The 20,859-nt window shown below is 40.3% G+C and carries 17 protein-coding genes and 1 pseudogene; 10 read left to right on the plus strand and 8 right to left on the minus strand.

The window, feature by feature from the left end; translation table 11 throughout:
• The first annotated feature begins 462 nt into the window (after positions 1 to 462).
• On the plus strand, positions 463 to 2,460 hold the full coding sequence (locus AACW90_RS09450; RefSeq protein ID WP_390233567.1) for a methyl-accepting chemotaxis protein: 1,998 nt from the start codon (positions 463 to 465) through the stop codon (positions 2,458 to 2,460).
• A gap of 101 nt (positions 2,461 to 2,561) precedes the next feature.
• On the opposite strand, the gene AACW90_RS09455 is transcribed toward AACW90_RS09450, so the two are convergent.
• Together AACW90_RS09455 and AACW90_RS09460 are read right to left on the minus strand one after the other, a co-directional pair.
• On the minus strand, positions 2,562 to 3,101 hold the full coding sequence (locus tag AACW90_RS09455; RefSeq protein WP_390233570.1) for a DUF3332 family protein: 540 nt from the start codon (positions 3,099 to 3,101) through the stop codon (positions 2,562 to 2,564).
• Between the two features lie 226 nt (positions 3,102 to 3,327).
• On the minus strand, positions 3,328 to 3,927 hold the full coding sequence (locus tag AACW90_RS09460) for a TetR/AcrR family transcriptional regulator (RefSeq protein ID WP_390233573.1): 600 nt from the start codon (positions 3,925 to 3,927) through the stop codon (positions 3,328 to 3,330).
• A 321-nt stretch (positions 3,928 to 4,248) separates the two neighbouring features.
• Here AACW90_RS09460 and AACW90_RS09465 point away from each other — a divergent pair, with 321 nt between their 5' ends.
• Together AACW90_RS09465 and AACW90_RS09470 are read left to right on the plus strand one after the other, a co-directional pair.
• Entirely contained in the window at positions 4,249 to 5,619 is a 1,371-nt protein-coding gene (locus AACW90_RS09465; RefSeq protein ID WP_390233574.1) for an MATE family efflux transporter, read from the plus strand.
• 270 nt (positions 5,620 to 5,889) lie between these two features.
• Entirely contained in the window at positions 5,890 to 7,575 is a 1,686-nt protein-coding gene (locus AACW90_RS09470) for a GGDEF domain-containing protein (protein WP_390233576.1), read from the plus strand.
• On the opposite strand, the gene AACW90_RS09475 is transcribed toward AACW90_RS09470, so the two are convergent.
• Complete coding sequence (locus tag AACW90_RS09475; RefSeq protein ID WP_390233579.1) at positions 7,544 to 7,888, minus strand: DUF202 domain-containing protein; 345 nt, start codon at positions 7,886 to 7,888, stop codon at positions 7,544 to 7,546. The two genes, AACW90_RS09470 and AACW90_RS09475, sit on opposite strands and share 32 nt — an antisense overlap.
• Entirely contained in the window at positions 7,885 to 8,253 is a 369-nt protein-coding gene (locus AACW90_RS09480) for a YidH family protein (protein WP_390233582.1), read from the minus strand. Before AACW90_RS09480 ends, AACW90_RS09475 begins: the two co-directional genes overlap by 4 nt.
• 347 nt (positions 8,254 to 8,600) lie before the next feature.
• Here AACW90_RS09480 and AACW90_RS09485 point away from each other — a divergent pair, with 347 nt between their 5' ends.
• Entirely contained in the window at positions 8,601 to 10,250 is a 1,650-nt protein-coding gene (locus tag AACW90_RS09485) for a putative bifunctional diguanylate cyclase/phosphodiesterase (protein ID WP_390233584.1), read from the plus strand.
• A gap of 54 nt (positions 10,251 to 10,304) precedes the next feature.
• Here AACW90_RS09485 and AACW90_RS09490 read toward each other — a convergent pair whose 3' ends face one another.
• Positions 10,305 to 11,111: a Cof-type HAD-IIB family hydrolase gene (locus AACW90_RS09490; protein ID WP_390233586.1), complete on the minus strand. Its 807-nt coding sequence runs from the start codon at positions 11,109 to 11,111 to the stop codon at positions 10,305 to 10,307.
• Between the two features lie 275 nt (positions 11,112 to 11,386).
• Here AACW90_RS09490 and AACW90_RS09495 point away from each other — a divergent pair, with 275 nt between their 5' ends.
• From AACW90_RS09495 to AACW90_RS09520, 6 genes and pseudogenes are all read left to right on the plus strand, one after another.
• Positions 11,387 to 12,604: a 4Fe-4S binding protein gene (locus AACW90_RS09495; RefSeq protein ID WP_390233587.1), complete on the plus strand. Its 1,218-nt coding sequence runs from the start codon at positions 11,387 to 11,389 to the stop codon at positions 12,602 to 12,604.
• A 198-nt stretch (positions 12,605 to 12,802) separates the two neighbouring features.
• A complete protein-coding gene (gene yghU / locus AACW90_RS09500) occupies positions 12,803 to 13,660 on the plus strand; it encodes a glutathione-dependent disulfide-bond oxidoreductase (protein WP_390233589.1) in 858 nt (285 codons plus the stop codon).
• A 384-nt stretch (positions 13,661 to 14,044) separates the two neighbouring features.
• Positions 14,045 to 14,515, plus strand: a pseudogene (locus AACW90_RS09505) (TVP38/TMEM64 family protein); the annotation flags it as partial.
• A 120-nt stretch (positions 14,516 to 14,635) separates the two neighbouring features.
• The gene (locus AACW90_RS09510; protein ID WP_390234315.1) at positions 14,636 to 16,132 is read left to right on the plus strand and encodes a dihydrolipoyl dehydrogenase family protein; all 1,497 of its coding nucleotides are present in this window, start codon (positions 14,636 to 14,638) and stop codon (positions 16,130 to 16,132) included.
• 131 nt (positions 16,133 to 16,263) lie between these two features.
• On the plus strand, positions 16,264 to 16,938 hold the full coding sequence (locus AACW90_RS09515; protein ID WP_390233592.1) for a hypothetical protein: 675 nt from the start codon (positions 16,264 to 16,266) through the stop codon (positions 16,936 to 16,938).
• A gap of 44 nt (positions 16,939 to 16,982) precedes the next feature.
• Positions 16,983 to 17,444, plus strand: coding sequence for a hypothetical protein (locus AACW90_RS09520; RefSeq protein WP_390233593.1), 462 nt, complete (start codon positions 16,983 to 16,985; stop codon positions 17,442 to 17,444).
• A gap of 128 nt (positions 17,445 to 17,572) precedes the next feature.
• Here the strand turns inward: AACW90_RS09520 and AACW90_RS09525 are convergent, their stop codons facing one another.
• The 3 genes from AACW90_RS09525 to AACW90_RS09535 all read right to left on the minus strand — a co-directional run bounded on the left by AACW90_RS09525 (position 17,573) and on the right by AACW90_RS09535 (position 20,840).
• Positions 17,573 to 18,805 (minus strand): multidrug effflux MFS transporter, encoded by a 1,233-nt coding sequence (locus AACW90_RS09525; RefSeq protein ID WP_390233595.1) that lies wholly within the window; start codon positions 18,803 to 18,805, stop codon positions 17,573 to 17,575.
• A gap of 186 nt (positions 18,806 to 18,991) precedes the next feature.
• Positions 18,992 to 19,636, minus strand: coding sequence for a DsbA family oxidoreductase (locus AACW90_RS09530; protein WP_390233597.1), 645 nt, complete (start codon positions 19,634 to 19,636; stop codon positions 18,992 to 18,994).
• Between the two features lie 148 nt (positions 19,637 to 19,784).
• The gene (locus AACW90_RS09535) at positions 19,785 to 20,840 is read right to left on the minus strand and encodes an alcohol dehydrogenase family protein (RefSeq protein ID WP_390233600.1); all 1,056 of its coding nucleotides are present in this window, start codon (positions 20,838 to 20,840) and stop codon (positions 19,785 to 19,787) included.
• Positions 20,841 to 20,859 lie beyond the last annotated feature (19 nt).

Genomic DNA, 20,859 nt, shown 5'->3' on the forward strand with positions numbered 1-20,859 from the left:
TGTGTTCTTTGACTCATGATACAGGTCTCATTCCAAGGCATAAGCTTCTCCTCTATGAAGCTTACACATTAACACCTGTTACCCATGTGCCCGGTCAGATCTGTTACCTATGTGGGCGGTCAATACCAAACCCACCCAGATTCCCGTTTTCACGGGAATGACGACGAATACTTTTTCTTAAGTGAATGGCATTACTATAGGGAGAGGTTCTTATTTCCCAATTTATGTCATTGTATTTTCATACTTGAGCTGATGTAAAGTAGTGTCTCATCTCGGTTAATATGCTTTTGGTCGCACTACTGGTTAGATCAGTGCGCAATTCCTTATTAATGCTACCAAAATCAATTATTTCTCTTCATTCATTAATCTGTAATAGTTATAATATAAAGCTCAATAAACTAGAAAAATGTCAACTTAGTAGTTTAATAGGCCCTATATTTATACTAAAAGCAGATAATAATAATGAGTTCAATCGCAAAAAAAGTAACACTGTCAGTGTTAGGGTTACTTGTTGGAATTTCAATTGTAACGTCGTATATATGGACAAGTAAGCGTGCGGAGCAGATTGAAACTGAAGTATTACAAGAAGTACGATTAATCACTGACCAAACCTCGAGTGCTATCCATGAGTTTTTTAGAGAGCGTTCGCGAGTCGTTAGCTCTTTACAAGCCTCGCCATTTATAACCAACTGGTTTGCCGACTATACTGTACGTGGTTCTAATATTGATGGTGACCCAATCTACAATAGTATTGTTGAGCAATTTAAAGCAATCTCTGCCCATGACTCTATGATCAAATCCGTTTTTTTTGCTCCGGCAAATACTTTTGAATATTTTGATCTTAATGGACGATATAATGACGCTAGCTATTATACAAGTAAGCGTCCGTGGTGGTTTGAGGCACTAAACAAAGATAGATTATTTATTACTAAACCTGAAATTGATGCCAATGATGGCAGTATTGTTACGTCGATTAAGACGGTAGTTAAAACGTCAGATGATAAATTGGTTGGCGTACTCGGCATTGATATTTTAGGTTCATCAATTAAAAATGACCTGATAGATAAAATGAAATACAACCAATTAGGTCATGGTTTCTTGTTCACAGATGACGGACAAATCATTTCATTTCCCGATTCGAATAAAAATCTGGATATGAGTAAATTGCCTACTCTTGATCAAATTGATCAGTTAGTACCAAATTCCGAAGGTTTTTCTAGTCTGTTAAAGCAAATAGGAACCAATGACGAAAGTGTCGCTACCGTTGTTTACAAAAATCAAGAATATATTGTTTTGGTAGAATCATTATCCGATTCGACGATAGATCTAGAATGGAATCTGGGATTTATGGTGCAAAAAAATACGATTACTGATCCTGTTCAAGAAACATTGATGTATTCGATTGGTACCTTAATAATTATATTAACTCTGGCTTGCTCTATAATAGTTTGGCTCATAAATAGGTTGTTAACGAAACCATTGAGTCAGATCGTCAACGCTATGGATGATATTGCAGTAGGTGAGGGGGACTTGACTAAGCGTTTAGATGAAACTCGATCTGATGAGCTTGGTGTATTAAGTCGTTCATTTAATATATTTGTTGAGAAACTTCAAAATTCGATTACCCGGTTAAATACAGCCTCGGTTAGTATGCATAACTCGTCGCAGGCATTAAGCAACAATGCAGTTAACACGCTGGACGAAATCCGAGAACAGCAGTCACAAGCTCATTTAGCGGCTTCTGCAATGACAGAAATGTCGGCCAGTGCCAAAGAGGTAAGTTACAGTGCTGACCAAGTAGCTAACTTGTCTCAGTCAACTGCCGATACAGCAAACAACGGAGCAAAAATTGTTTTGGACGCAGCAAACTCAATGAAAGTTTTGTCCAAGCAGCTTCGTGATGCCAGTAAAACAGTAGAAGACGTACGCTCAGATAGTGAAAAAATTGGTTCAGTACTTGAAGTTATTCGTAGTATTGCAGATCAAACCAACCTATTGGCGCTCAACGCAGCCATTGAAGCTGCGAGAGCGGGAGAGCAAGGAAGAGGCTTTGCTGTTGTTGCCGATGAAGTCAGATCGCTTGCATCAAGAACTCAAGAGTCTACCGCGGAGATTCAAGATATTATTGCCAGTTTACAGCAGCGATCTGAAACTGCGAGTAGTGCAATGACAAAGTGTTGTTCGGATTCTGAAGAAACAATGGTCAGAGTTCAGTCAGCTGAAGAGACGCTTGTCTCCATTGATGGATATATTGCCGAGCTTAATGACTCAATAGGCTTGATTTCTAGTGCCGCAGGCCAGCAGGCAGTGGCAGCAGATGAGGTTAGTATTAATGTCAATATGATGTCTGATATCTCTTGTAAAACACTAGAGTATTCGGTGGCAACGACTGATTCTGCGGAAGATCTTAATAAACTGGGTGTGGAAGTAAACCAAGTACTTTCTCAGTTTAAGGTGTAAGTAATATTTAATTAATTTGGCGTTTAGGGAATACTATCTACATAATCAAATCGACTTATGCTACCACTTTTAAAAAGTGCAGCATGAGTCGATTATTTATTTTACGCGTTACTATTATTCATACTTTTAAGTTCTGAGATCGTAGTTTGTGAGACCAATTCGCCGTCAATATAGTAGCTTACATTGTCCCCATCTTTGATGCCAGTTAGCATCGCTTCGTCACCATTGGTATAAACAATATCCATCTGCACGGTATTGTTGTCGATCTTAATCATTTTACCAGATTCAATTGTGCGATTATTAGAAAGAGGTGCGACAGGTGCGTCTTTTAAACTATCGTTTAGGTCGTCGTTTACTTTGAAATGTGTGTCTGCCTTAGAGTCAAATATGTGTGGAGACCCTGACATAGGATTTGTTCCTGTCCAAAACTCCAATGAGTTAAGTACGACATAGTCAGCAGCCATGGAGATACCATAGACAGGTGCCAATAAAAAGTTCACACCAGCGCGGGCATAGCGGTTGTCCACTACTTCAACATTAAATTTCATGACTTTACCTGTAACGGCATTGCTACCAACACATCCTGTGAGAGCCGAAGCCAATAGTGTTAGTCCGACTACCTTAAGTGCAATTTTTTTCATATGGATACCTGTATTTGTTAAGAATCTGTTCCGTTGGAATAGGTGTAGTATCCAGATTTTAAAAATTCAGTTTTACCATTTTACGCCACGTCGTATAAAAGTTTTTAAAGCAAAAAACGCCTGTGATCACACAGGCGTTTTATTATCAATATGTCCCTTTGGAGATCTGAGCACTAACTAACATCGCATTCTTCTTTGCTAATTTCTCAGTTATTAACAATGGTGTTTATGAGCAAGATTGACTAAACGGTCCGTTGCTAAACAGATCATCGATCATTTCATCACCGGCTGCTAAGTTGTTACTGGCACGGACATAAGTTCTTAACCCTATGATCTGTACCTGTACATAACGAGCGAGTTTCGCAGGATCATTTGATTTATCAAGTTCACCCTTGTCTATTGCGCTTTGGATGATGTCAGTAAATTTAGATTCAACGGCGGCCATTTTCTCTTTGGCTTGGTTTAACAAATCTTCGTGTTCGTCGGTGAGCTCTGCGATTGTTTTTACGAGCATACACATGCCGCTTGGTGCTGTGCTTTGACATCCGATAACGATATTTCTAACAAAATGCTTAAGTGCTTCAAGTGGGGAGTCGAACTCTTCTAAATACTGCTGTAGTTGAGTACCACTGACATCGGCATAGTGTTGAATGGCCTCTTTAAATAAGTTCTCTTTGCTTCCAAAACTTGCGTAGATACTACCGGGACGGAGGTCAACAACATCCTGTAAGTTTCGCATTGAGGTACCGTGAAAGCCTTTTTCCCAATATAGGTTGGTTGCTTTATCTATAACATCTTCTCTATTGAACTTAGCGTACTTACTCATGATATAAAACCTCTCTCCAAAGGTATGAACGACCGTTCATGATACCGCGGACAATCGATGAAATCTATATTAAAACTAAGGTTATTCATAAGTATATAGTTGGAGTCTATGTCCGACACCTTGCAAGCTTATGTCACTAACACATTCGAGCTCTTTTGGTTTTCATGAAATACGCGTCATAGAAAAATATATTTACTTAATGTTTTTGAATTTGTTGTAGTTAATAGTGATTTTTCTGTATTAATAATATCTGATTCATGTGGGCTCAATATCTTTTGTGTTACTATATGACGTAAGTGAAGTCTGAGTAAGCAAGCTTTAATGACGTTATCAAAAAAGTATATTAAAAGTAATTTTTCATTGGCTTGGCCATTGGCGTTAAACGCACTATTAATGCAGTCGATGTTACTGATCGATACATTTTTGGTTTCTCCATTGGGAGAGGAATCAGTCGCTGCGATGGGGGTAGCAACAACAATTGTTGCATTTGTGCTTGGTATTCAAATGGCATTGGCAAATGGTACACAGATGATTTTAAGTCGTGCTTTTGGTAGTGGGCGACCGACAAGTTTGAGTAATGCTTATTTTGGTGGATTGGTCATTGCGATTAGCTTTGCGGCTGTATTTATGTCATTGATTCTTATCTTTGGTAGTGAACTGATTGCAATGATAGTTGATTCTGAGTCATTGATATCACAAGCGAAAAGTTACTTAAATTTCTCCGTTTACATCATTCTTTTTACAGCGGTAACCCAAACAATCATTACGCTGTTTAACAGTACTGGAAAAACATCTGTCCCATTTAAAGGTTATTTGATTGAACTGCCTATTAACTGCGCATTATCCTATATGTTTATCTATCAGTTTGATATGGGGGTTTCGGGAGCGGCGCTTGGAAGTTTATCTGCGATCATGCTGAGAACGAGCTACCTTATTTACTCAGTCGTTTCGGATGACCACATAAGTTTAAAGATACCCGATGATATTCGTGTTTTTGTTAATACTACTCGGCATCATTTACATGAAATCCTCCCATTTGCAGCGAATATCACCATTCTTGCTATTGGTGTTACTATCTATCAGTTGATGTTCTCTCAATTGAATATTAACGAGTATGTAGCGATTACACTTTTGTATCCATGGATTCGAACCGGGAGTCAATTCATTACTTCTTGGTCTCATGCTTCAGCTATCTTAATTAGCCAGAAGATAGGGGCCAGTAAACTTGAGGATCTAAAAGAGTCGGTAGACACAAGCATTGATGTTGCCGTTGGTATATCGAGCGTTAGTTGTTTGTTCTTCCTATGTCTTCATTATACATTCAGCTACATCTATCCTGATCTTACTACAGAGACCTACTTGGCAATGTCGTTGATAGCCCCTCTGTATATTCTCCTTCCTCTTATACGTGGTTACAATACTGTCCATGGCAATATTCTTCGAGCGGTTGGAAAAACTAAGTCCGTCTTCAAAATAAACTTCATTGGTCAGTGGATTGTTTCACTGCCATTGCTTGCCATTATTATCTTCCTTTTTGATGGTTCCATTTTCTGGGCGTTTGCTATCCAACCTTTTGAAGAGCTTATTAAAGCGTTACCATTTAGAATATTGGCTAGAAAGACAGTGCTTGAATTCGATATGGAAATGGCTAAAAAAATGGATTACGACTCGTTTTCTGAACACAAATATTAAGAAACTGCTAAACTACATCACATATTCAATGATTATAACGTCATTATTTTCATTATGGTATTTTTGAAAGTATGCGTAAATTATTTTCATATTGATCGATGATATTCCTACTGCTCTCTGAGGCAAGTTTCAATATCTTAAAAAGCCATGTTCAGTTTTTTTGATCTGTGGGTTTTAAAACCATCTTTAATTGACTACACTCTTAAAAATTAAAATAAATATGACTATACTGCTGCATTTTATTTTTTATAGGGCTCAAATTTAATAAAAATGGATAATTTTACGTTACTTGTAACACTGTTTATTGTCGCTGGTGTTAATACGTTGTTTACTTTCGGCAATTCAAAAAATGCAGGTAGTGCTGTATCAAAGGAATGGCGACGCTCTGCGGTTTTGTTACTAATCGGATTCAGCTTTATGTTGGCTCAGTCTAGTTGGCCTAAGTTGATCTCCATTGTTATTGCTAATTATCTGCTCATTCTTGGGTTTTATTTTCAAATATACGCTGCCTTTTGCTTTGAATTTAGAAAGAGTGTTGTCTCCAAGCGTTTTCTTTTTTCAATTACCGTTGTCTATACAGTATATTTTTTCTATTTCACCTACATAGATTTTAATACTGCGTATAGAATTATCTTTATCTCCAGTCTATTAACGTTATTTTATGGCTATGCCATGGTTAAAATGCGACGATTTTGGAAGGATAAAAATAATGTTCCTAGAACCCAAGAGGTTTATTATTTGTTCTGCGCCGGGCTTTTATTCCATGTCGCGCGAACGGTTGTTACGATTATTGAGTTTGGCAAAGTAAATTCTCTGTTTGATAAAAATACCATGACGACCATCACATTTCTTTTCCTGGTAATGTTTAACTTGATTTTTTTAGTTGGGATGTTTAAAGCGACGATCAGAGAGAAGAACTTTTATATCAATAGAGAGAAAGAGAAACTCAACCATTTATTCGACTTTCTTAGTGATACGGCTAAAAACCTCAAACTGGAAGATCTATACCCTGCGATAGAGGATGTACTGAGAAAATCATTCAAGGTGAACACGGCTGCCATATTTTTGAAAGACGAAGGTAAAGATAGCCACTCGATGAGTTACGTATTTAATGACCTAAATTTATCACTTGATGAGGTGACCAGTTTTAATAAAGGAGAAGGGCTGTCAGGTAAAGCGATGGAAGAAGATAGGGTTCTCATTATTGATATTGAAACGTATCCGAATCGCCGTCTTGCGGACATTTATAAGGCGCATGATGTCACTCACATGGTGAGCATCCCGTTAAAAACAGCGGAGGGAATCATTGGGGCAATTACCGTTGTCTATACCAATAGCCTAAAAAACCAGGACGTTCTTGATAGTGAGTTTTTCTATTATTTGGGTGAACAGATTGGTTTAGTGGTGCAAAACGCACTGTTATATAAGAAGTTAACGGAACTTGCTGACACGGATTCTATGACCGGCTTATTGAATCGTCGCAAGATGCAGGAGATGTTTACCCTCGAACTTAAAAAGATGAAGCGAAGCAAAGAGAGGTTAACGGTTGCTATCTTTGATCTCGATAATTTCAAAAGTGTTAATGACAACTATGGGCACGAATGTGGTGATAGAGTGCTTAAAAATGCATCGAAGATATTTGTTAAGGAATGCCGAGAAACCGATCATGTTTGTCGCTGGGGAGGAGAGGAGTTCCTGTGTCTTTTCGTTGCAAGTGATATAGCGTCGGGATTATCGGTGACTGAGCGAATTAGAAAGGTGTTTGAAAAGCAGAACTACCCTTGTCTAGATAGAGCTAATGTTACGATTAGTGCTGGTGTTGCGGAGTATCAAGAAGGGATGACAATGGACCATTTAATTGCAGATGCAGATAAAGCACTTTATGAAGCAAAAAGAAAAGGTCGAAATAGAATAGAGGCATCTACTATAGATAATATGGTGAATAGAAATATCTAAACAGGATAGATGCGGCATAGATCAATGCAGACACAGCAATCACAACACTCAATACCTTCTTCGCTTTAATCTCTCTATCTTCGACTGCTTCATCATATCGGAGCAATTGGGTAAATCGTTTTCGGCTATAATAAAGGCCGATAAAAGCAAACGTGAGCAGTATAAAACCATTCACCATCAATATTAAGTTATCGCCATGTTTGCCGACTCGGATCAATAATGCCCCGAGACCAAACATCAACATATGAGTACGCAGCCATGACATCGACGTCCGTTCAGGCTGCAAGCCAGGATCTCTCTCGTTGTGATTCATAGTGCGATAGTTAACACAATGGTGACGGTGAGAAATAACATTACTGCACTAATAAGCTTTAAGAAACCAGTGTAGGGCAAGGCACTTTTATTGCGCATGGCTTTCTCATTTGAAGACCACCTTTTGTAAGCAAATACCGCAAGCAAACCGGAACATAGACACAAAAATATCGACAGCAAAATACGTACGGAAGGGTTTGCTAATTCAGGTGTGAGTTGGTCTATCGCTATCGCACCAGCCAAAAGCGCGAGTGCGGTTCTTATCCAAGCTAGGTAGGTGCGTTCATTTGCCAAAGAAAATCGATAGTCTGGCGCTTCGCCTAAGCGTCGCCAGTTTGTCTTTGATGCTTTGCGTTTACTATTCATAATGTTTGAAAATAGGTCAATGTTGTTGGAGTTGAAAATAGGCGTCAGTAATAATATCCCTTATATAGTAGCATCTACAACGGGTATTGTGATAATACATTGTAATATAAAGATAAAAATCATCGACGTTTTGATTCTCTAATCAGCGTATAATAATGAATAAAATTAGAAAATTTACCGCCCAAGATAAAAATATAAATTGAACTCTTGAAGAGTTTGTCTTAGTTTTAAATAGGTAGAGAGTAGAACTGTAGACAATGGCAGTAGAATAATATGTTAAATACCTCCGAGCTATTCTATGGTGGTAGACAAATAAGATCTCTCCTTATAAAACTCAGAAGGCGTGAATGAACGATATAGAACACATGTTGCTGCCTGTTTTGGTGGTAGAACAAGGTCTGGTTGCTTCGTGCAATGATGTATTCACAGAACAAGTTGGCCATAGCGAGTTAGATATCGCAGGGACGGAACTTCAAGATATCATTACATTGACCGATCAAAGTGCCCTACAATATGGCTCTGTAGGCCAACTTTTAGCCAGTGCAAACCTAAACGAAAATGGCTTACTTGTGTCTGCAACGGTAAAAAATACCTATTTTTATCCTATACCTGTGCAATTACATTGCAAAGTTTGTGAAGGCACGAGTGATTCATATAGCATTTCTTTTCGTATACTTCAAAACCGATCTGTCGACCCTGTTACTGGTCTATCAAATGGCTGGGCAATCGCTTCTCGATCAGAGCATTTACTGACCAGTCAAGATGTCAAAAAAAACAACTTCGCACTCATATTCTTAAATGTGGATAATTTTTCTACCATTAACTTTCGCTATGGTTTTGACATTGGTGACGACTATCTATTAGTGCTTGCCAAAAGAATACAAGACGTTGTTGAAAGCGACAATCTAGTCGCTCGCTTCAATAATGCCAAGTTTGGAATTTTAGTAGAAAATCGAGATGAACTGTCTAATGAAGCGTTTAATGCCTACCTTAGCTCCATTTGTGAGAGGCTTTGTCGTTTGGCGGATAAACCACTGACGTTGTTAAGAGGCATCGAGGTTAGTAAGTCTTTCAGTATCGGTGTGAGTGAGCATAGTGTTCGTTATAATAGCTTTCACGCCGTAGAGATTGCCGCCGAAACCGCGATGCTAGAAGCCAAAAAATATAGCGAATCAAAAATTCAGTTTTCCACGTCTCAAACCTTGGGCGATATACTTTCTCATAAGCTCATTATTGATGCTCTGCCGAGTGCAATTGAAAACGACAAAATAAAGATACATTATCAACCACAATATGAGATCGCGTCAGAGAAGCTTATCGGTTTCGAGGCGCTATCGCGTTGGCAGCATGATGTACTTGGAAATATTGCACCAGATGTTTTTGTCACAATTGCTGAAGAGATAGGACTGCACTTTGACTTTGACCTGTGGGTTTTCAAAAAGGTTTGTTCTCAGATAATTTCTTGGAGAGAACAAGGATTACAGCCTCCTAAAATAGCTATCAATATCTCGTTTAAAACACTCGAAATGACAACATTCGCAGACCGATTGAAAATGATTATAGATCAGACTCAATGTCCCACCGAGTTGGTAGAAATTGAAATCACGGAAACGGCTTCTGCTAAAAATTTGGTGTCCTTAAATGACAATATTGTTCGTGTTAAAGCGTTAGGAATTAGTATCGCTATTGATGATTTTGGTGCCGGGTATTCGTCCCTAAGTATGATACGAGAGTTTCATCAGTCATTAGACAAACTTAAATTGGACCGTTCATTAATTCAGAATGTCTGTAATACAGAAGTTGATAGAGAGTTTGTCAAACAAATCATCAAGATGAGTCAGGTACTTGATGTGGAAATTTTGGCCGAAGGTGTGGAAGAAAAAGCGCAAAATGACCTGTTGAAAAAACTCGATTGTGGTTATGCTCAAGGCTATTACTATGCTAAGCCGCTTTCAAAACTAGACGCAGAGCAGTTGATGTTTAAATTAACCAATTAAACCAGCCTTTAAGGTCAATAGATTTTGGCTTAATTGGTTACGCTTAGGCCTATGTTATTTACACCCTTGTAGGTATTCGTTAATCACGGTTAAAACCCCAGACTCTTGGTTGCTTGGTGCACGGTAGCGAGCATATTGCTTCACTTTCTCATGTGCATTTTCCATCGCGTAAGAGTGGTAACTTGCTTGAAGCATCTCAACGTCGTTAAAGTAATCGCCGAAACTCATCGTTTCTTCAAAGCTAAAACCAAGCGTATTTTGGAGATGTTCAATTGCGGCTCCTTTCGAAGCAACAGCATTCATGACATCAAGCCAGATTTTTGCGCTGACAACCACTTTATGGTCATGGCCGAATTTGCTGTTAATTATCGGATAGAGGTGTTCTTCCGACCCGCCGAAGTGGCAGATGGCGACTTTAATGAATTCGTCTTCAACAGAGAGTAAATCGTCAACAAATTCACAGCGATGATAGTATTTCTGTATTTCTTTGATGGCTTGTGGTGATGTGGTCTCTACGTAAGCAGACTTCTTACCACACAACACGATATGCGTATCTTCAATAGAGCGTGCTTGATTGATAATCTCTTCAACCGAGGGCTTGTCGATGGTGCAGCTATAAAGTTCCTCGCCGCGATGCATCACTAAGGTTCCATTCTCTGCAATAAACATCATGTCATGATTGGCAGGGTAGAATGTCTCTATCAAGCTGTAGTATTGGCGTCCTGATGCGGCGGCGAAAATAATGCCTTGGTCTGTTAGTATTTGATAAATATCGAAAAATTTTGGATCTAGTTTACCCATGTCGTTGAGTAAAGTGCCGTCCATATCGGCGGCAATAAATTTGATACTGTGTTGTGACATTAATGAATATCCACGTTAAGGTAAAAGTAGTGAGGGCCGAAGTTGAATGAAGGTATTGAAACAAGAACTTGAAAAAAATACTACTCTTTCTTGCTTGTTCCAAAATTCTCGGCGATTTTCTACCGCTGTCAAATGAAGAATAACTAATATCGAAGGTGCTCACGGATTTGACTTCAGCGACCATTCCTTTCTGTTCTAGACGGCAATTTATAAGTATCCTAGCCGTAATTACCGAAACATCTACATACGATGTTGTATCTCGTACGAGTTGAATTATGTCTATTTTAGAATCCGTTATCTTAATGAGCGGTTTGATTTTTTGTTTAAATTTACTGTACTGGAGTAAGCAGACGTGGGGCATGATCCTCACTATTCTTATGCTATTTGGTGCTCTGGCGGCGACGCTTTATTGGCCATTAATGTTGGGCGCGGCTATCGGGCTTGTTTCGGTGATAGCATTACATCGATTTCAACCAGAATTAGCACGTGGTGAGACCCGTGAAAACACCTTAAGAGATTGGATACAACATCTCATGTCTCTGTCTATGTTGTTGATTGGAATTCAGTATGTGGTTTATTACGCGTTGTTAGGTAATGGTGTCACTGTTGGTTTGACTCGACCAGATGTGGTGGATGCGTTTTTACCCATTGCAGGTGGCCTTGAGTTAAAAGCCATCATCATGCTAGGTCTGTGGGACCAAAATCATCCAGCCGCAGCGGTAATGTTATTTACCGTATTGATTAGTGGCGTGTTGTGTAAACGCGCTTTTTGCGGGTGGATCTGTCCGCTTGGTCATGCAGGCACCTATCTATATCAACTGCGTACTCGCTACCTTAAGGGTAAGTTTTTGCCACCAAGTTGGGTCGACTGGCCACTAAGAATGGTGAAATACTTGCTGCTTGTTGGGTTGCTTTATATCATCGTTCTCGCTATGCCAAGCAATGCTCTGCCTCATTATCTCAATGGCTACTATCAAAAAATAGCCGATCTCAAAATGGGCATGTTTTTTATCACACCAAGCCTGATTGAAGGGATATTGATTGGTTTGGTTTTGGCCTTAGTTGCATGGCAAGACAGAGCCTTTTGTCGATATTTATGTCCGTATGGCGCGGTGTTAGGTTTATTGAGTTTCTTTAGTCCGCTCAAAGTGAGAAGGGATACAGCGCATTGTTTAAATGAGACCAAAGGGATGGACTGTGATAAGTGCACACGAGCCTGTCCGGCAAGAATTAAGGTTCATACTGTAGAAACCGTTCGTACTGATGAGTGTCAGGCTTGCATGCGTTGTGTCAGCGCTTGTCCTCAGAAAAAGGCGTTGGGAGTAAGGCTGCCAACAGGCAAGAATGTTACCTCACGCGGCGTTTTGATACTTCTTTTACTCTTGATGTTTGGTATTCCATTACTCGCCTATCTTGGTGGCTTTTGGCATAGCCAAGTGAGCGACGAAACTCGAATGGAGTTGATGAAATACATTCATCAGATCAACCATTAATATTATGAATCCTTCTTCCTTCTCTATGATTCTAATCATTTATCTTCCTGTAGGAATAAATAAGAAACGTCAATTTGTACCAAAATGAACAATCGTTCAAATAAGTCTTGAATAATTGCGTCTAACAAGCTACATTTTTATCACTCAATGGCGAATCATTCGTCAACAATAGATTCAACGATACGATAGGGGCACATTATGGGAAATGAATATATACCACCAAAAGTCTGGTCTGAAGACACGGAAAGTGGTGGAACATGGGCCAGTATCAACCGTCCTGTGTCAGGGGCTACGCATGATAAACCGCTTCCTATCGGTGAACATCCAATACAGCTGTATTCTATGGGGACTCCAAATGGTCAGAAAGTGACGATCATGCTAGAGGAGTTGCTTGCGATAGGTAAAAGCGAAGCGGAATATGATGCACATCTAATTAATATAATGGAAGGAGACCAGTTCTCTTCCGGCTTTGTCGAGGTTAACCCTAACTCCAAAATTCCCGCATTAGTCGACCATTCGGTTGATGCATCCACGATGCTGTTTGAATCTGGTTCTATACTTTTGTACCTAGCAGAAAAGTTTGACAGCTTTTTACCAACCAACGGTGCGCAGCGAGCGTCTGTGATGAATTGGTTGTTCTGGTTACACGGGAGTGCGCCATATTTAGGCGGTGGGTTTGGTCACTTTTATGCCTACGCGCCGGAGAAATTTGAATATCCAATTAATCGTTTTTCAATGGAAATCAAACGACATCTTGATTTGCTGGATAAACAGTTAGCTAAAAATACCTATATTACGGGTGACGAATATAGCATAGCAGACATGGCTATTTGGCCATGGTACGGTAATCTGGTACTTGGTAATGTTTATGATGCTGCCGAATTCCTAGACGTGAAAAGTTACCCCAATCTGGTCCGTTGGACCCATCAGATTGCTGATCGACCTGCCGTTCAAAGAGGCCGAATTGTAAATCGTTCTTGGGGGGAAGCTTGGGAAGCCGTCGCGGAACGTCATAGTGCCGATGACATTACCAATGCCATGAAACTTAAGCCTTAGCATTTTCATTGTGGGTTTTTCCTGACTCGCTTTAAATACTCATAAACCTGATGGAATAGCGGCTTTTGTGCGCTCTACGAAGTCAGGTTTATTTGATCTGAACGGTTTTTAATCAGATTACATACCAAGCTGTAAAATGCACTGACCAGAAATATCGTATTAAAGCACCTTATAAAGAAATTTTCGTCCTAATGAAATTAATTATCCGTTTAACCTTTCTATTTAAAAGCCAGAGCAAGACATTAATGAGTCGCTTGTTTACTTTGAACTGAAAAAAGTAGATAACATTAGTATCTCTGCAATGAAGGTAAAATGTTGATGCCCAAAAAAAACCAGATGCTATTGGCATTAGCAATATTGCTCTGTTTAGCGATTTATTTTGACATGCAATCTTTAGTAACGCTCGATGAATTAAAAGGGTCGATTACTAAATTTAGGCAGTGGAGAACAAAGTCACCTGTTTTGGTTATAGGTGGATTTATACTGTTGTATGTTTCGGTTGCTACACTCTCTTTACCTGGTTCCGGGCTGTTGACACTGACATCAGGTGCGCTGTTTGGATTAGTCGAGGGAGTTGGTATAGCAGTAATAGCGTCAAGTATTGGAGCGCTTTTTGCTTTCTTGATCTCTCGTTATTTACTTCGAGAATTTATCAAAAACCGTTTTCCAGAACAATTAGCCACGATAAACCAAGGGATAAAAAAAGAAGGTGCCGTTTATTTATTTTCGTTACGGTTAATCCCTATATTTCCTTACTTTATTGTAAATATATTGATGAGTGTGACAGCACTGAGAGCGTGGACGTTTTATTGGGTAAGCGCGTTAGGAATGATTCCTGTGACCGCCGCTTATGTAAATGCAGGAACACAACTCGCTCAGATAGATAGTGTCTCTAGCGTCCTTTCCTTGAAGCTGATGTTGTCGTTTTCACTGTTGGGCCTTATTCCATTCATTGCAAAAATGGTAATTAATAAAATGAAAAAAGATGCAGTAAGCAAAAATTGGACAAAACCAAAGAAATTTGACCGCAACTTGATTGTTATTGGTGCTGGTGCAGGTGGGTTGGTGACCAGCTATATCGCGGCAGCAGTAAAAGCTAAAGTAACCTTGATAGAAGCCGGAGAAATGGGCGGGGACTGCCTGAATTACGGTTGTGTACCGAGCAAAGCTATTATTAAAAGTGCCAAAATGGCGAATCATATAAAAAATGCCCATCATTACGGTTTAGAAGATTCGGTTCCTCAATTTTCTTTTAAAAAAGTGATGCAACGTGTTCATGATGTTATCGCAGAAGTTGCGCCTCATGACAGTGTGGAACGCTATACTAGCCTTGGTGTTGAAGTTATAAAAGCTTACGGAAGATTACTAGACCCGTGGACTGTGGAAATCGCCTATGAAGACGGGTCATCGACTAAGCTGACCGCTCGTAGCATTGTTATAGCAACAGGTGCACGCCCATTTGTTCCACCACTACCTGGCATTGAAGAAACCGGTTATGTAACCAGCGATACGCTATGGACTGAGTTTGCGAAACTCGATACCGCACCAGAAAAACTGGTCGTGTTAGGTGGCGGTCCTATTGGTTCTGAATTGGCGCAGTCTTTTTCAAGATTAGGATCAAACGTGACGCAGATTGAGATGGCCGACCGAATCATGATTCGAGAAGATCTTGAGGTTTCAGAGTTTGCGACCAAAGCACTGCAAAAAAGTGGTGTGAATATACTTACCTCTCATCAGGCACTTCGGTGTGAACAGAAAGGCGATAAGAAATTCATTGTGGTTAAGCATCAAGAACAAGAAATTGAGATTGAATATGACCAACTTCTTTGTGCCGTAGGGCGTAGTGCTCGTCTCGATGGTTATGGGCTTGAAGAGCTGGGTATTGAAACCAACCGAACGATCGTAACGAATGAATACTTGGAAACGCTTCATCCAAACATCTTCGCAGCAGGCGACATTGTTGGCCCGTATCAATTTACACATGTTGCTGCTCACCAAGGTTGGTATGCCGCCGTTAATGCGCTGTTTGGGCAGTTCAAGAAATTCAAAGTAGATTATCGAGTGATCCCTTGGACAACCTTCATCGATCCAGAAGTTGCAAGAGTGGGTATCAATGAGTACGAAGCGCAAGAGAAAGGAATTGACTATGAGGTAACTCGATTCGAGTTTAAAGAGCTTGATAGGGCTATTACAGAGAGTGCAACCGACGGCTTCATTAAAGTGATAACACCAAAGGGCAAAGACAAAATATTAGGTGTGACCATTGTATCTGAGCACGCGGGTGATTTGATTGCAGAGTTTGTTTTAGCCATGAAACATGGCCTTGGTTTGAATAAGATACTGGGTACAATTCATAGCTATCCAACATGGGCAGAAGCGAACAAATATGCGGCAGGTGAGTGGAAACGGGATCACGCACCGCAAACTATTCTTCGTTTATTAGAGAAATATCATACATGGCGACGTGGTTAACGACACGAAGGTACTGAAATTGATATAATCTGTTCGTTAATCGTATTTATGTCAAAAGGCCGCACTGTTCCGAGCGAAGTACTGCTCAATATGAATAGTCGCGGCCAAGTTATCTTTAAAGGACTGGGAAATTGAAAAAATTTGTTAATCTTGTTGTTATTATGTTTGTCGCACTCCTACCTAGAGCATTCGCCTCTGAGAACATGAACCTTTCAGGAAAAGTGTTAGAAGCAATGAATTCAGGTGGCTACGCCTATGTGCTAGTGGAACTAGAGTCAGAGCAGAGATGGTTTGCAGGCCCTAGCGCTCAGATAAATGTGGGTGATGTTGTGTCGTTCAACGAAGAAGGCATTGGCATGACTCAGTTTCACAGCAAAAGCCTCGATCGTGATTTCGACGTTATCTACTTTGTTAATGCCATCCACAATGGCAATAGCGCACCAGTCGCTGCATCGGGTAAGGCGGCGCAGTCGGGCGCCGCTATAGACAAAATAACGCCAGCAGAAGGTGGTAAGACCGTTGCAGACATCGTGGCTCAGAAAGAAGCCCTGTCTGGAAAAACCGTTGTGTTACGAGGTAAAGTGGTAAAATTTAGCCCTCAGATAATGAAAAAGAACTGGTTACATATTCAAGATGGTACGAGTGATTCAGTAACGGGCCTGAATGACCTCACCATCACGACGGCAGATTCTGCCCGTGTAGGTGATATCGTGACGATTACAGGCACACTTACACTGAATAAAGACTTTGGTTACGGTTATAAGTATGACCTGATTATTGAAGAAGCTACCATCGTTACTGAGTAGTGAGCTTATTAAATTACCACCTGATTTTGTACAAAGGATAATCCATGAATTATTGCTTAAAGCTCATTTTGACGGTGAGTTCTCCGCTGGTGCTAGCCGGTTGTTTCAGCGAGACGAATAACCTACCTGATCAGAGGCCAGATTATGCCTATGAGTTGGATACGTGGCAGGAAAACTCTGAGATATATGAATTCACTATGAAAGCGAATCCAGAGCAAGCTTGCATTATGCTTATGCTGGATTCAGGAAAAGATATGGGGCTTTCTTGTATTCCTAAAGGGCCGCAAGGAAAATTAGACAAGTTACTACCAGCGGACTTTGCTTACGAACTAGATACTTGGGCTGCAAACTCGGAGATCTATGAGTTTACACCGCGTTCAAATACGAACTACTCGTGCCTTATGTATATGCTAGATTCTGGCAATGCTATGGGGTTACGTTGTGCTCCCAAGGCAAGCAAAGTGTTAGAAGCTCAATCTCAAAGTGAGCAGCCTTTAAGTAAATAGACACGAGTGACTAAAAATGAGTGGTCTGCGAGCAAAACCCCGCCATCGACGTAGTTGAAAAGCTGTATTGATATGTTTTTGAGCTACGTCCGAATTAAGTAACAAGGTAGGTATACCTGCATTGTTACTTAAGCCGATGGAATATCCTCCATCGCCATGTCTTTATCCGTATCTATCCACCAAGTAAGGATCAACGTACTTAGCCCAGCTAAACCGAAACTGATCACGAGTGGAAATACTGAACCATCAAAAAAGGCGCCAATTGCAAATGCGAGCAAAGCGGAAATAATGGTGGATACCGAACCAACAATTGCCGAACCTAATCCCGCTGACTCACCCAAAGGCTCCATGGCAAGGGCGTTGATATTACCAAATATCATCGCGAGGCTAAAAAATGTACCCAGCATGTAAAGGGTGGTCAAGACTAACGGTGGGTATCCACCAAAATTGATGGTAACAATAACAAATAGAGCGGCAATCAAGCTTATAGCAATAAGTGCAATACGAACAATATAGCGCATTCCATATTTCATGACGTTTTTGCCATTGATGTAAGATGAGACCCCAAAGGCAAGCGTTAGCCCAGCAAAATAGAGTGGAAACCAATGACCTAATTGGTATGTCTCGGTAAATAGCTGGGAAGCAGAACTCAAATAAAATACAAATGGACCCGAAATGATGCCCGCCGAAATAGTATAGCCAATGGATTTACGATTTTTAAGAATTGAACCCACAGCGGTCAACATAGTTGACGCAGAGAACTTAGCTCTATTTTCTGCTTTTAGCGTTTCCTCTTGTCGAATTAGATACCAACTGAGTGAGATTAGACCCACAACAAGAATAGCGAAGAAGATACTTTGCCAGTTTGCCAACGTTAAAATTAACTGACCAAACAGGGGGGCAAGCATAGGGACAAGAACAAAAATCATCATAATAAATGACATGACTCTGGCCATTGCACGCCCTTGATAGAGATCTCGAATAATGGCAACAGAGATAACCCTTGGAGCCGCAATACCGAACCCTTGTAAGAAACGACTAAAAACCATCATGTCATGATCGGTAGCGGTCATTGCCATTATACTCCCGACAATGAATACGCTATACCCAGCGACAATAGAAAGACGCCTACCTATTGAATCGGAAAGCGGCCCAAACAAGAGTTGGCCTAAAGCTAAACCGACGAAAACGGCGACGATGAAATGTTGAGCGTCTTTTGGGCTAGGTGAATGTAATTCAACCGCAATAACGTGTAGTGCGGGTAATATCGCGTCAATAGATAAAGCAACAATAGACATCATTAATGCCATCATTATGATGAATTCATTGAAAGGTAATTCTTTTCTTTGGTACTGCTTCATGTAAAAACTCGCGTAATTATTTATTCTTTAGTGAGGTTGGATTGAGTGAAATATAACAGCCATTTCGAATGTCAAAGCCACCGTTCACTCTACTTATATTGGGAGTCTAATAGTTAAAGCTAACTTTAAGTCAAGAATTTCTTTTAATGAATGTCACCATTCCAATTTACAGGAAACAGGTCTCCATTACTCTTGAGCAAGTTCCGTCAATACCCGTTTAAACGTTTCTACTGGATGGGCACCATTGAGGGCGCTGGTTCGATTGAATACAACGGTTGGTACGCTAGTAACACCAAGTTGAGTCCAGTAATTTTCAACTGTCCGGACTTCATCACGATGTTTTTTGTCATCCAAACGACGGATGGCTTCAGTTCCGTTAAGCCCAATGCTGTTAAGCTCTTTAATGAGAACTCTTCTATTTGATACGTCTTTTTGCTCGGTAAAAAAAGCGCTGAAAAGGCGTAATTTTAGCTCGGTTTGCTTGCCCATTTCTTTGGCGTACTCAAGTAAGATATGCGCTTCAAAAGTATTAACCATCTTCATGTCATCAAAATACTTGAACTCAAAGCCGTGTGCGGCACCTTGCATAGTGATGTTTTCGCGCGCGCGTGCACTATCTTCTGCTGATGAACCGTATTTTCTTGCGATATGCTCTCTTAGGCCTTCGCCTTCTGCCGGCATATCTGGATTGAGTTCGAAAGGTTGCCACTCGATCTCTACTTGATCTTGCATACCTAATTCATCGATCGCGGCCTTTAGGTGTTTATAACCTACAATGCACCAAGGGCATACGACGTCTGAGACAATATCTAGCTTTATTTTCTTTTTCATCTTCTTACCTTTACACCGTTTTTGGATGGTTAGCTCTAGATAGCTATAAATCGCGTACTTATTTAATTGAACGACTGTTCATATAAAATAATAATACACCCAAAACGGTGCTGTGAGAAGGACTCCGAGGAATTAGTTTTAGCGGTTTTTATTCATCTGAGATGGTCAGCACTATCTTTCCAACGTGCTCTTTTTTTAAGAACTCTACTTGAGCGGTATTTATATCGATAAGCGGATATGTTTTTGCAACAAGAGGAACAATATTCCCTAGCTCAATTTGATTAATTAGATTTTGGAATACATGAGGGGCCAAAACCGTACAACCAAAGAAACTCAAATCTTTTAAATATAAGGTTCTCACGTCAAGATTGACATGGGCTCCCGCAATAGCACCTGAAACAGCGTAACGTCCACCTGAGCGTAATATCTCTAAGTATTGCGGCCACTGTTCACCCGCGACCAAATCGATTACGACATCAACACTGTTCTCACCGAGAATCGTCATTAAATCGGCATTACGCGCAATCACTTGGTCTACTCCAATATCGAGCAGTTGCTGATTTTTATTTGGGCTTGTCATGGCAATAACGTAAGCACCACGAGCTTTAGCTAATTGAATCGCTGCAGAACCTACGCCACCAGAAGCACCAGAGATCAAGACAGTATCAGCCTGATTGACGTTGGCGCGCGTAAGCATATTTTCAGCGGTTGAATAGGAACAGGGGAATGAAGCAAGCTCGGTGTCTGTTAATGGCGTCTCTACGCGGTATGCGTGTTTTGCGGAAACAACAATATATTCAGCGAAACCACCATCACATTCAGAGCCCAAATACCATGGTGGGACACGAGTCTGACCTTTTACTTCATTAAGACATGGCTCTATAAGAACACGTTCACCGATTCGTTTCGTATTAACATTCTCCCCAACGGCGACTATTTTACCGCATACATCCGCACCTTGGATTCGAGGGAATGACAACGCGCTACCAGACCAACTGGCTTTATTGTCTAGAGTTTCACTTTTAGCATACCAACCAATACGAGTGTTGATGTCGGTATTATTTACACCCGCAGCAGAAACACGAATAAGAACCTCATTGTCCGATGGAGTCGGAACGGCAATGTCGTCACGACATTGAAGCATTTCAGAATCTCCGTAGCCAACAAGTTGAATGCCTTTCATTTGTTTTGGAATTTTTGTCATTAATGATTACCTCTATTTA

This window comes from Vibrio frigidus (assembly GCF_042465995.1).
Lineage (GTDB): Bacteria > Pseudomonadota > Gammaproteobacteria > Enterobacterales > Vibrionaceae > Vibrio.